Below are 12,447 nucleotides of genomic sequence, written 5' to 3'. Positions count from 1 at the left end.
ATGGTCGGAGCCGGGGTTTTGTGGGAGGGGTCTTGACCCCGACAGCGGCCTGGATCAGAGCCGGCGGACTACGACGGCCGCGTCGCGGCCAAGGCTGCTCCCACCGAGGTCTGCGCTAACCGCTCCCCCGCATGGTGCGATGCAAAACGTAACCTTTCGGTCACTTTCTGCATGACTTATTACCGGCCGTCCGCAGCCATGTTGCGTAGCATCAAATCCATCGCGCGGCCGACGCTGCGCAGCGATCCGGAGTCCCGAAATGCTGAAGTCCCTCGCCCGATTTTCCCTGCCCCTGCTGGCGCTGCTGGCCATGAACGGTGCCCGCGCCGAAGACTGCGCCGACACCAGTTTCTCCGGCGTCGGCGCCAGCGCCTGTGTCGGTGCGCGGCCGAACAACATCAACGGCGCCAGCGCCGAAACTGACTTCCTCGCGACCACCTTCGGCGGCAGCTGGACTTTCGTCGGCTCGACCGACAGCACCGGTTTCGGTCCCTTCTCGTCCAACCCGAGCGGCGCCACCTCGGGCACGCTGAACTTCGACAGCGCGGTCAGCGGCCGCATCGTGATCGGCCTGAAGGCCGCCAATCAGCACAGCTTCTACTACTTCGACCTGGCCGCCCCGGTCACCTCGCTGAGCTTCGACACCACCGCCGGCATCGCGACCAACGTCAGGGGCAACGCGCAGAACCTGTCGCACGCCATCCTGTACGCCGGCAGCCCGCTGCCGGTGCCCGAGCCGGCGAGCTGGGCACTGCTGGCCGCCGGTCTGGGCGTGATCGGCGCGATCGCCCGTCGCCGCGTCTGAGCACCGTACCCGGCTCGAACCGACGCCCCGCACCGCGGGGCGTTTTCTTTTGCGCGCGCTGTCAGCGCAGCACGCGGTCGCGCGTTATGCGGCCGTCCAACCGCCTGCACTCGTCGTGAATCCAGCCGCTGCCCGCCGCAATATCCCCGCCTTCCTGCTGTTCGTCCTGATCGCGCTATACGTCCTGCTGTGCTTCGACCAGCACGGTCTGAGCAATGACGAGGAGGTACAGCACGTCTATGGCCGGCTGCTGCTCGATTACTACCGTTCCGGTCTGACCGACCTCGCGGCCTTCCAGTACAAGAACCTCTACCTCTACGGCGGCCTGTTCGACCTGCTCGCCGCTTCGGCCGAACGGCTGCTGCCGGCGATGAATGTGTGGGATCTGCGGCATCTGCTGACCGCGCTGTTCGGTCTCGGCGGCCTGTTCGCCGTGTATCGCACGGCGCGCCTGCTGGCCGGTGAGGCGGCTGCGCTGAGCGCGGTCGGGCTGCTGATGCTGACCGGCGCCTGGGGCGGCGCGCTGTTCACGCACACCAAGGACATCCCCTTCGCCGCCTGCATGGCGTGGGCGACGCTGTGCATCGTGCGGCTGGTGCCGTTGATGCCGCGCCCGCCGCTGGCGCTCGTGCTGCAACTGGGTGCGGCCGTCGGCTGTGCGTTCGGGCTGCGCGTCGGCGCGGTGTTCGCGGTGATGGCGCTGGGGCTGACCGTGGTCGCGGTCAGCGCCCTGTCAGCCGGCGACCTGCGCACGCGGGCGGCTCATCTGCTGCGCTCGATCGCCACCCTGCTGCCTGCCGTGCCGGTCGCGCTGGCGCTGATGGCGCTGTTCTGGCCGTGGTCGGTGCAGGCGCCCGGCAATCTGTTCAAGGCGCTCACCACCTTCTCTCACTTCACCTTCGACCTGTACACAGTGCTCGATGGTGAGGTGATGAAGATCGGCGAGGTGCCGCGTCACTATCTGCCGCTCTACCTCGCCGCCCGCCTGCCCGAGCTGGCGCTGGCCGGGCTGCTGCTCGCCGCCGCCGGCGCGCTGACGGCGCCGCGGCGCGTCGACGGGCTGCGCTGGCTGCCGGTGCTGCTGGCCGCGCTGCTGCCGCTGGCGCTCGCACTGGCCACCCGGCCGACGCTGTACAACGGCATCCGCCACTTCACCTTCCTGCTGCCGCCGCTGGCGGTGATCTCGGCCGCTGGCCTGTGCGCCGCGGGGCGCTGGTCGCGTGCGCGACCGGCCACGACCGCCGCGTTCGCGCTGCTGTGCGCGGCCGGCGTCGCCGTGCCGCTGTACGACATGGCGCGACTCGCCCCCTATCACTACGTGAACTACAACAGGCTGGCCGGCGGCTTCGCCAGCGCGCCGGACCGCTGGGAAACCGACTACTGGTCGGACGGCGTGCGCGAGGCGGCGGCGCTGCTTCGCGCACGCATCGACGCCGAACCGGCGCCATCCGAACCGTGGCAGGTGGCGGTGTGCGCCGAATCGCTGCAGGCACAGGCCTGGCTGCCGGCCGAGCGCTACGCCGTCACCCGCGACTGGGTGCGGGCGGACTTCTTCATTTCGACCACGCACATGCGCTGCGACGAAGTCCTGCGCGGCGACGAGATCGCACGCGTCGAGCGCGCCGGACTGACACTGACCGTGGTGAAGGACCGCCGCACGCTGCCACCCGAACTGCGCCGCCCGTTGCGCTGAAGGCGGCGCTACACTCGGCCACCCCGCAACCGGCGCGATCGTCATGAGTGCATCCACCCCACCCGTTGCCCGCCACTTCCGCCAGATCCTGATGTGGCCGCTGCGGCTGATGCCGATGCGCGCCGGCGACCAGGTACAGCGGCATTCGGAAGCGCTGGCGGCGATCACCGAGAACAACCCCTGGCGCGAACAGCGCGACGAATTCACCGGCGCGCCGACCGATTTCCACGAGCGCCACTACCGCGAATTCGTCACCTTCCTGCCGCACGTTCAGCGCTTCCTCTACGGCCAGGGGCGTTCCAGCGCGACCTTGCGCGGCTACGGCGAATCGCCGATCCGCGTGTTCCGCCGGCACGACATCGCCGCCGTCCGCTTGGGCTGCGAGGACGGCAGCACGCTGGACCTGACGGTGCAGCACATAGACCTCTATTTCTTCTATGACGTCGATGTGGTGCTGCTGGTGCTGGAGGTGTATGCCGACGACCTGCCGCTGCCGCGCGTGCAGGAACTGCTGTTCCGTTTCGGCCGCGCCTTCCCCGCAAAGTGGACCAACGGCGACAGCAACGACAGTCGCGCCGCGCAGTGCATGCGCAGCGTGCAATGGCTGGGGCGCGGCGGCGAGGTGCTGGCCGAGTCCGACTACGGCGACCGCGAACGCTATCTGCGCCACGTGTGGGAACACCGCGCATCGGCCATCGGCAAGCACTGGGAATACCTGCTCAGCCCGATGGTGCTGCACCACTCGGAAGCCGACGGCGACATCCGCTACCGCCAGCTGGAATATCACCGCCAGCCGAAGATGACCTTCCTCTCCTTCGACGACCCGTTCGCGCTGACGCGCGAGGACTTCGTCCGGCTGGGTCAGGCGACGCAGCCGGACGACGGGCGGCCGCTGCCCTATTCGGAAGAGGTGATGTCGGAGTTCGAACGCACGTCCTGCTACGACCGCTTCTGGGTGCCCGGCCGGCGCAGCGAGAACGCGAGCACGCGCGTCATCTGTACCGGACCGTCGATGGTGATGGTGGGCATGCACGGACTGAGCGGCTATTCCGATCCGCAGAACGGCCTGCTGGCCGAGTTCCGCCACCAGTACTTCCTGATCGGCCTGATCGCCCACTTCCACCGCGCTTCGCTGCTGATGCTGATGGATCGCCTGGTGGTCGCAGTGAGCCTGCTCGACGCCGACGAGGCGGATTCGCGCCGTCGCTTCAAGCGCAGCATCCGCCAGACCATGGAAATCTTCCTGCGCTTCAGCCACCGCTACTGGTTCGGCGAGGTATCGAAGCAGTCGATGGCCAAGGACCTGTTCGACATGTGGACCCGCAACCTCGGCAACGACGCGCTGTACGACGAGCTGCGCGCCGAAATACTCGACATGGACAACTACCTGGAGGCGGACGACAGCCGCCGCCAGAACGAAACGCTGCTGCGGCTGACCGTGGTGACCATCTTCGGTCTGGTCGGCACCATCGTCACCGGTTTCCTTGGCATGAACATTTTCGACGGCCCGCCGACCACGCTGCTCGGCAAGATCGGCGCCGTCGTCGTCGTGGCGATCCCGACGCTGGTGCTCACCTTCTATACGCTGAAGAAATCGAGCGCGCTGTCGGAGTTCTTTGACGCCGTATCGGACGACACGCTTACGCCGCGGCAGAAGGTGCGCGCCTTCCTGCGCATCTGGCGCCCGCGCAGCAGCGCGGCCGGCCGCCGCCGCAACGACCGCATCGCCACGGCCGCGCGCACGCGCCCCTGAATCGCCGGTCGATCAGAAGTTGTAGCCGGCGCTGACCCAGACGCGCGGCAGGCGATCCTTGGTGTCCGACTCCGGCGCGCCGCCGGACAGGCGCCAGGCGAACGAAGCGTCGAAGTTCCAACCGCCATCGCGTGCGCGCAGGCCGAAGCCAGCGCCGCTGATCGAGCGACTGTTGTCGATGGCCTGCCAGCGGCGGGTGTCGGTGCGAACGCGACCGATGTCATAGAAACCATACGGACTGAGCGCGCCGTGCGTCCAGCGCAATTCGACCTGCGCCAGCGCGCCTTCGTCGCCGTAGCCCTCGCCCACCGGGTAGGCGCGCACGCCGTTCGGCCCGCCGAGGCCGAAACCTTCCGACGAGTCGAGATTGCGGCTCGCCCACTGCGCCGACAACCTGCCGAAAAGGTTGAAGCCGGCCGGCAGCAGCTGCAGGCGGGCGACATCGAGGTTGTAGCGGCTGAAACCGCCTTCGGTGCGCGCCGTCGTGCGATCGAGCGCAGCCAGACCGCTGTCGAGGTCGAGCCGACCGGGCGTCCAGGCGAGCGCGCCGTAGGTCATGCCGCCGCCACCCAGACCATCGCGCAGGTCGAAACCCAGCGTGACCGGAAGTGCGTGACTGGACTTGTCGCTGCTGCTCAGCGTTGCGCCCTGTCTGTCGTTCAGGTCCTTGTACTGCAGGTTGACCGACAGATTGACGTTGGCGCGCTGCGAACGCAGCAGCGGATAGCTCAGCCCGGCGCTGGCCGTCTTCGCCGTGCCGCTGGCATCGAGCGCCGCGAAATCGCGTTCAAGCTGATAGTAGGTGTGTGCGTAGGCGAACTGCGCGCGCAGGCCCGACACGCCCACCGGCAGGCTGTAGCCGGCGTGCCCGAACCACATGCCCTCCTGCGTGAGCAGGCCGCGCAGCAGGAACTGGTCGCCCAGCATGAAGGGACTGTCGACGCCGAGATTGACGCGCGCGCGGCCCTGCCCGGTATAGCGGTTGCCGTGGTTGTCCAGCCCCACTTCGAGTGCATAGCGCCGCTCGCGCTCGACGCGCACGATCATGTCGCCGGTGCCGAGTTCCTGCCCCGGACGGATGATGGGCACCGCCCGGACACCGGGCAGATCGTCGAGCAGCAGGGCGGTGCGTTCGAGCGCCCCGCCTTCGATCACGTCGCCTGTCTGCAGCGGCACCAGGAAACGCTGCGCCCCGGTGGCCAGATCGGCCTCGCCGTCGGCGCGCACCTGACCGTAACGCCCTTCGATGACCTCGATGCGCAGCGCGCCGTCGCGCATCGCCTGCGCCGGCAGGAAGGCGCGCGCGAACGGGTAGCCGGCACTGCGGTAGAACGCCGACACGCGGGCAGCCAGCTCGCGCAGGCCCGCCAGATCGAACTCGCGGCCGACGACGTCGCCGAGCGCTGCCCGCAGGGCCGCCTCGTCGAACACGGTATTGCCGCTGAAGCCGACCGACTGCAGCGTGACGCGGACGCCGCCCTCAGGAGCGACGGCGGCGTCCGACGGCGGTTCTATCGTTATGTCGGGTGACGGCCGGGGCGCCTGCACCGGCGGCACGGTTTCCTGCAGCGTGCGTCCGGCGTCCGGTGCCACCTGGGCGTGGAGCGGAAGCGAGAGCACAAGCGCGCTGGCGAGCGCCGTAGTACGGATCAAAGCCATGAGGTCGGTTCGGTCAGTTTGAAAATGACGGTGTCAGTGTACTGCGATGCCTGTACGCATTCGACCCGCGTACTGACATCGCTCGCCTGACTCGCCAGTCAGCGCTCTATTCGCGCTCGGTCCCGGCAGTTTCTGGCAACAGCACGCCACCGTCGACGACAAAGACCTTGAGCATGCCGAGCGCGTCGGCCGACTGCGACACCTGGGCCAGCAGCGCGCTGTCGCCGCCGTCCTGCTCCTGCGCGTCTCCGGTCGGCGATGTGCCGCCCCCCTGCGCCTCGCTGCCCGTCTGCTGCGAACGGATTTCCGTCACCTGCAGGCTGCCGATGGAGCCGACGCGGTTGCCCGCAGCCGGCACGTTGCCGGCGGCGACCGACGGCAGCACCGGCGTCGCCGGCGGCTGCACGGTCACGGTCTGCTGCTGTGCGTTCTGCACTGCGGCGTCAAGCGGCGGGCGCGTGTTGACGGGCGGCTGCGGCGCTGGCGGACGCACGCCGGCCGACGTCGATACCTGGCTCACGATGTTGTCGAGCAGCGCAACCGGGCCGGCGGCGTAGTACCAGGTCATGCCATTGCTCTGCCCGGGTGCGAGATCCTGCAGCCGGATGAACAGTGCATAGGAGCCGTCCTCGGCTCGCGGGTTTCCGCTGCCATCGACACCGCGGGCGATGAGCGAAGTGCGCGGATCGATGCCGGTCGCGTTGGAGAAGCTGCAGCAGGTCGAGATCGAGGTGTCGGCGCCGTCGGACGTCGAGTAGAACAGCACGGCGGCACCGGTCAGGCCGTCGTTGAATTCGGTGATCTTGAGCGCCTTGGACTGGGTGTTCTGCGTGGCGATCTGTTCGAAGCCGTCGGCGGTCAGGTTGCCCTTGAACTTGAACTGGCTGTCGCGGGTCGCGATGTAGTCGTCCTGCGTGCCCACCCACAGCCGCACATTGCCGAGAGAACCGACCAGATCGAGATTGGTGACCGCGGTATCGGCCTTCAGGAAGGAGGCGGTCGCGCCCAGCGTGTAGGTGTTGGTCACGCGCACCGTGCTGCCGCCACCCGGATAAAGGATGTCGATCGCCGACACGATGACGCCGCTGCCTTCGCGGTAGCCACTGATGTCCAGACTGCGCGCGGTGACGGCCGGCAGCAGGTTGTTGTTGGAGCCGAGTATCTCGCCGTTGCGGTTCCAGCTCGACGTGCCGTCGCCGCCAACGCCCAGTTCGAGATTGAGCGGATAGCTGCTGAAGGTGAGCTTGAACCAGCCGTTGCGGGTGACGCCGTTGACCACCGAGGTATTGTCGAAATACCAGGGCTGCAGCAACTGCCCTTCGTTGTTGATCGACGCCTGCGTGCCATTGCCGAAACGCAGCAGACCGTTGTCGAACACCAGGTTGCGCACGGCGCCAGCCGAACCCTTCTGCCAGGTAAAGGCCGAAGCGGCCGGAATCAGCACCTTCGAGCCGCTGGCTACCTGGTAGCTGCTGCCGGCGCCGTCGCTGCTGGCCTGACCGTAGGCGAAATGCAGCGAACCGGTACCGGTCGCTTCCAGTGTCGCGTTGATCAGGATGTTGTTGTGCGCACTCAGCGACAGCTTGTTCGAACTCCAGCTGATCGGCGCATTGACCGTGATGTTGCCGGCTGCACCGCCGGCAGCGGCGGTGGCGATGCTGACATCGGTGCCGCCATTCAGCGTGGACGCAATCGTGTTGGCGGAGATGCAGTTGGTGCCGGTACAGCTGGCAGCGGCGATCGTGATGTCGGTCGGATCGATGAGCCACAGGCCGGATGCGCCCGCGGGCGCTGCAGCGGTGACGACGAGGTCGGGCGCCAGATCGATCTGCGCCGCGCTGGTTTCGATGAAGCCGCCGTCGCCACCTTCCGGTGCGCTGGCGTCCAGCCGGCCGGACACCGCGATGCGGCCGTTCTCCATGTCGCCGAGCAGCACGATCTCGCCGGATTCCCCGGTCGCCAGCGTGCGTGCTTCGATGACGCCGCTGTGGTTGATCACCGTGGACACCAGGTCACCGGCGGCACGGGCGGTCAGCATGACCTGCCCGCCGTCGGCACGGATGGCGCCGCCATTGACGATGAGCGCATCCAGCGCAGCTTCGTTCACCTGGAGTTTGACCGGGCCGCCCAGATCCAGCGTCACCGTCGCGCCGGCACCAAGCAGGACGCGACCGGCGTTGGCGGTGAGCGTACCTTCGTTGATCACCCGGGCAGCCACCAGCGCAATCGTGCCGCCGTCAGCGGCGCGGATATTGCCCTGGTTGATGACCGCATTCGCGCTGGCGCCGGAGAGGCGGTAGCGGTCCGGCCCCTCCTCGCTCATGTCCAGCGTCGACGCGACGATGCCGCCGACATTCACCTGGGCGCTGGGCGAGAACAGCACGCCGTTCGGGTTGATCAGGAACACCTGACCATTGGCGTTCAAGGCGCCCTGGATCACCGACACCTCGCCACCGGTCACGCGGTTCAACGCGACCGACGCCGCCGACGGTTGCACGAAGTTGACGGTGTGGCCGGCACCGATCGAAAAACCCGCCCAGTCGATGGCCAGTCGCGCGCTGTCCTGCTGCACGGTCATCGTGCTGCCCGACTGCGCGATCGCACCGGTGCCGGACACGATCTGGCCGCCGGTCGGCAGGTCGGCTGCGCTCGCAGAGGCGCAGTACCAGACCCCGGCGATCAGCAGGAGACCGGCCGTGAGCCGGGTCAGCGGCAGAGGCGGACGAGCCGCACCAGGGGCGGCGATGGAAGTTGCGCGAGCGGGGGCTGGGCTGGGCATGATTCGGGGTCCTCGAAAGTCGGCCTACTCACCGCTTAACGTCGCCCGCCCCTCGGGCTTGAGCACAGGACACCGAATGAATCAATGCAATCCGCCACACCCTTGATCGGAGTCAAGCGGCGGCGACGCGGCGACCGCCGCGCGCTCAGTCCGCCTCGCCACTCTCCGGCGGGGTCACCGGCAGTTCGGGCACCGGCGCGTCGGCGGGCGGTGTTTCCGGCGGCAGCTCGGCTTCGGCGATTTCCTCCGCCAGTTCTTCCTCCGACACCGCGGCAGCGCCGGTCAGCGCCGCCAGATCGCCGACCCAGCGGGCGCGGGCATCGTTGTCGAGCAGATGGATGTGCTCCACCTCGACCTCGACCCGCGAGCGCGGATCGCGCGCCGGCAGGCTGGGGCAACGCAGTACCAGCGGAATCTGCTCCAGCCGCACCAGCGATTCGCGCAGCACGATGGCCGACAGCGGCGAGGTATCGCCAGCCGCCGCCCGCTGACGCAGCCAGCGCAGGCACCAGTAGCGCTCCATCGCGCGCTGGAAGTCGGCGTAGGCGGCGTACACCAGCTCGAAGTCGCGCAGCGCCGACAGCAGCGCTTCCGACTTCGGCGGGAACACTGGCGGCTCGCCGCGCAGCAGCGTGATCATCTGCCACTGATTCACCAGGTCGACGTAGCGGCGCAGCGGCGAGGTCGACCAGGCGTAGCAGTCGACGCCCAGCCCTTCGTGCGGTGCGGCCACCGTGGTCATGCGCACCTTGCCGGCGCCCTGGGCGCGGTACAGCGCCGGGATGCCGGCGTCGCGCAGATCGGCGCCCCAGGTATTGTTGGCGACGATCATCAGCTCGGCCACCAGCTTGTCCAGCGGGCTGCCGCGGGCACGGCGCAGGATGTCGACGCGGCCTTCGCCGTCTTCGGTCGTCTGATCCCAATCGACGTAGAAGTTGAAATCCATCTGACCGCCGTTGGCCGACGGCTTGCCGCGACCTACTTCGAGCACTTCGGCCAGACGCCACAGCAGCAGCAGTTCGTCGCGCCACTCGAAGTCCGGCAGTTCGCCGGCCGTCAGCGTGTCGTCGTTGAACAGCGGCTCGATCTCGTGATGACGCAGGTTGGCGACCACGGCAACGCGTTCGATGCGGGTCTGCTTCGCCGTCACCCGCAGATCGGTCTCGACATCGAGGTAGAGCGACAGCGCCGGGCAGTCGCGCCCGGCAGCCAGCGTGTAGGCGTCGACCGCCTCGTCCGGCAGCATGGTGATCTTGCGACCGGGGAAATAGACGGTCGACAGCCGGTGGCGCGCGATGTCGGCCAGCGCACTGCCGGGCTGTATCGCCAACGACGGCGCGGCGATGTGGATGCCGACGCGCCAGCCGCCGCCCTCCTTCGGGCGCACCGAGAAGGCGTCGTCGATCTCGGTGGTGGTGGCGTCGTCGATCGAGAAGGCGCGCACGCCGGCGTCCGGCAAATCGCCAGCGGGCGGCACTTCGTGCGTCGGGAAGTCGGTGCCCTTCGGGAAGTACTCGAACAGGAAGCGGCCGAGGTGATAGTCGTGGCTGGACGCGAAGGCACCGGCCTTCGCCATCAGCCCCACCACCGACAGGCCGGCGGCCGCGGCAGCGGCTTCGACTGCCTTGGTTTCGAGGCGGTTGCGGTCCGGCTTGTACAGGATCTGCGTCGCACAGGCGGCAATCTCCGGCGGCGTGCGCCCGGCCTGCAGTTCGGCGCTCCAGTGCTCGATCTGCTCCTGCTGCAGCCGCTTCTTTTCCAGGCCGGCGAGCGCGGCCTTCAGGATGTCCGGTGGCGCCTTGCGGAAGCGACCGCGGCCCTTGCGATGGAAGTAGATCGGAGCGGCGTGCAGGCACAGCAGGATGGCGGTCGACTGCACGGCATCCGGTGCGGTGCCGTGGTATTCGCGGGCCAGTTCCTCGAAGGCGAACTCGTCGTCGCCACACACTTCCCACAGAAAGGGCGCGTCGAGATCGGCCGCCTGCGTTTCGGCGGCCGCCAGCAGCGCGGACGGCTCGGGGCTGGCAAAACGCAGCAGCACATTGGCCGCCTTCACCTTTGAGCGCTTGCCGCTCGGCAGTTCGACCTGCAGCGAGGACACGCTGTCGGTCATCACGGAGCCGGCGCGGAAATGGCCGTCCTCTTCGAAAAGAACATTCATGAAACGGGTCGGCAGGGATACGGCCCGTGATTATCGTTGAAAGCGCGCAGCCGCTGTCGCATCGCGGCAAAAAGCCTCGGGCCGGTAACCGGGGGCGGCTACAATCGCCTGCCAGCCCGCCGCCCGGCAGGCCCGACCCGGATTTGTTTCACGTGGCCGACGCCGACGAAATCCTTCACCACGACGCGATGCAAGAGCGCCTGCAAGAGGTGAGGACGCTGCTCGACCGCCAGAGGCGGGTCGAAAGCCTGGTGCACCGGCAGGAGATGCCACGTCACGAACTGGTCGAGACGCTGGTGGCCAAGCAGCATCACAACGAGCTGACCAAGAAGCTCGACGCGATGCACCCGGCCGACATCGCCTACATCCTGGAAGCGCTGCCTCCGGACGACCGTCTGCTGGTGTGGGACCTGGTGCGCGCCGAGCGCGACGGCGAAATCCTGCTCGAAGTGTCCGACGCGGTCCGCGAAACGCTGATCGACGCGATGGAGCCGAAGGAACTGGTCGCCGCGGTCGAACAGCTCGACGCCGACGAACTGGCCGACCTCGCGCCCGACCTGCCAACCGAAGTCATGCAGGACGTGTTCAGCTCGCTCGACCACGAGGAGCGCGAACAGCTGCGAGCGGCGATGTCCTATCCGGAGGATTCGGTCGGCGCGCTGATGGATTTCGACATGGTCACGGTACGCGAGGACGTGACGCTGGAAGTGGTGCTGCGCTATCTGCGGCTGTTCGACGAACTGCCGGACCACACCGACCAGATCTTCGTCATCGACCGCGACGACAAGCTGCGCGGATCGCTCTCGCTGAACACGCTGCTGGTGAATGACGTCGATGTCGACGTCGCCAGCGTGATGCACGACCACCCGCTGGTGCTGCGCGCCTCGGACAGCGCCGAATCTGCGGCGCAGGCCTTCGAGCGCTACGACCTGGTGTCGGCGCCGGTGGTCGATCACCACGATCAGCTGATCGGCCGGCTCACCGTGAACGAGGTGATGGACTTCATCCGCGAGCAGTCGGAAGAGGAGCTGCTGGCGCACGCCGGTCTGCGCGAGGAGGAGGACATCTTCGCGCCCATCATGGATTCGGTGAAGAACCGCTGGGCCTGGCTGGCGATCAACCTGGTCACCGCCTTCTTCGCCTCACGCGTGATCGGCGCTTTCGAAGGCTCGATCGAGAAGCTGGTGGCGCTGGCCGCGCTGATGCCCATCGTCGCCGGCATCGGCGGCAACTCGGGCAACCAGACCATCACGATGATCGTGCGCGCGATCGCTCTCGGCCAGCTGCAACCGGAGGCGGCGCGCCGGCTCTATCGCAAGGAGATGGGCGTGTCGCTGATCAACGGCATCGTCTGGGGCGGCCTGCTCGGCCTGCTCGCTTGGTGGCTGTACGACTCGTGGGCACTGGGCATGGTGATGACCGGCGCGATGACGCTGAACCTTCTGCTCGCCGCCTTTGTCGGTGTATCGGTACCGATGCTGCTTGCGCGCTACGGGCGCGACCCGGCGGTGGGCTCGTCGGTGCTGATCACCGCGGTAACGGATTCCGGCGGCTTCTTCATCTTCCTCGGGCTGGCCACCCTGTTCCTGATCTGAAG

General features: G+C 67.9%; 7 protein-coding genes. 4 read left to right on the top strand and 3 right to left on the bottom strand.

What is annotated here, in order from left to right; genetic code table 11:
• Window positions 1-259 precede the first annotated feature (259 nt).
• The 3 genes from WDZ97_RS17960 to WDZ97_RS17950 all read left to right on the top strand — a co-directional run bounded on the left by WDZ97_RS17960 (window position 260) and on the right by WDZ97_RS17950 (window position 4,251).
• Window positions 260-805 (top strand): PEPxxWA-CTERM sorting domain-containing protein, encoded by a 546-nt coding sequence (locus WDZ97_RS17960; protein WP_425763658.1) that lies wholly within the window; start codon window positions 260-262, stop codon window positions 803-805.
• A 115-nt stretch (window positions 806-920) separates the two neighbouring features.
• The gene (locus tag WDZ97_RS17955) at window positions 921-2,498 is read left to right on the top strand and encodes an ArnT family glycosyltransferase (protein WP_425763657.1); all 1,578 of its coding nucleotides are present in this window, start codon (window positions 921-923) and stop codon (window positions 2,496-2,498) included.
• A gap of 43 nt (window positions 2,499-2,541) precedes the next feature.
• Window positions 2,542-4,251 carry a CorA family divalent cation transporter gene (locus tag WDZ97_RS17950; RefSeq protein WP_425763656.1) on the top strand — a complete coding sequence of 570 codons (1,710 nt, stop codon included), beginning with the start codon at window positions 2,542-2,544 and terminating at the stop codon, window positions 4,249-4,251.
• Between the two features lie 12 nt (window positions 4,252-4,263).
• On the opposite strand, the gene WDZ97_RS17945 is transcribed toward WDZ97_RS17950, so the two are convergent.
• The 3 genes from WDZ97_RS17945 to WDZ97_RS17935 all read right to left on the bottom strand — a co-directional run bounded on the left by WDZ97_RS17945 (window position 4,264) and on the right by WDZ97_RS17935 (window position 10,850).
• Window positions 4,264-5,910 carry a ShlB/FhaC/HecB family hemolysin secretion/activation protein gene (locus tag WDZ97_RS17945; protein WP_425763655.1) on the bottom strand — a complete coding sequence of 549 codons (1,647 nt, stop codon included), beginning with the start codon at window positions 5,908-5,910 and terminating at the stop codon, window positions 4,264-4,266.
• 106 nt (window positions 5,911-6,016) lie between these two features.
• Window positions 6,017-8,689, bottom strand: coding sequence for a filamentous hemagglutinin N-terminal domain-containing protein (locus tag WDZ97_RS17940; protein ID WP_425763654.1), 2,673 nt, complete (start codon window positions 8,687-8,689; stop codon window positions 6,017-6,019).
• A gap of 145 nt (window positions 8,690-8,834) precedes the next feature.
• Entirely contained in the window at window positions 8,835-10,850 is a 2,016-nt protein-coding gene (locus WDZ97_RS17935; protein ID WP_425763653.1) for a ribonuclease catalytic domain-containing protein, read from the bottom strand.
• Window positions 10,851-11,002: 152 nt separating this feature from the next.
• Between WDZ97_RS17935 and mgtE the strand changes: the two genes are divergently transcribed.
• A complete protein-coding gene (gene mgtE, locus WDZ97_RS17930; RefSeq protein WP_425763652.1) occupies window positions 11,003-12,445 on the top strand; it encodes a magnesium transporter in 1,443 nt (480 codons plus the stop codon).
• Window positions 12,446-12,447: the final 2 nt, after the last annotated feature.

This window comes from Methyloversatilis sp. MC4-4 (genome assembly GCF_049843555.1).
Taxonomy (GTDB): domain Bacteria; phylum Pseudomonadota; class Gammaproteobacteria; order Burkholderiales; family Rhodocyclaceae; genus Methyloversatilis; species Methyloversatilis discipulorum_B.
This window is presented reverse-complemented; position numbering and strand designations above follow the sequence as displayed.

Bases quoted from the DNA above. Each gene is read 5' to 3' on its own strand.
- WDZ97_RS17940 (WP_425763654.1), bottom strand. From the start codon at position 8,689: ATGCCCAGCCCAGCCCCCGCTCGCGCAACTTCCATCGCCGCCCCTGGT.
- WDZ97_RS17945 (WP_425763655.1), bottom strand. From the start codon at position 5,910: ATGGCTTTGATCCGTACTACGGCGCTCGCCAGCGCGCTTGTGCTCTCG.
- WDZ97_RS17960 (WP_425763658.1), top strand. From the start codon at position 260: ATGCTGAAGTCCCTCGCCCGATTTTCCCTGCCCCTGCTGGCGCTGCTG.
- WDZ97_RS17950 (WP_425763656.1), top strand. From the start codon at position 2,542: ATGAGTGCATCCACCCCACCCGTTGCCCGCCACTTCCGCCAGATCCTG.
- WDZ97_RS17935 (WP_425763653.1), bottom strand. From the start codon at position 10,850: ATGAATGTTCTTTTCGAAGAGGACGGCCATTTCCGCGCCGGCTCCGTG.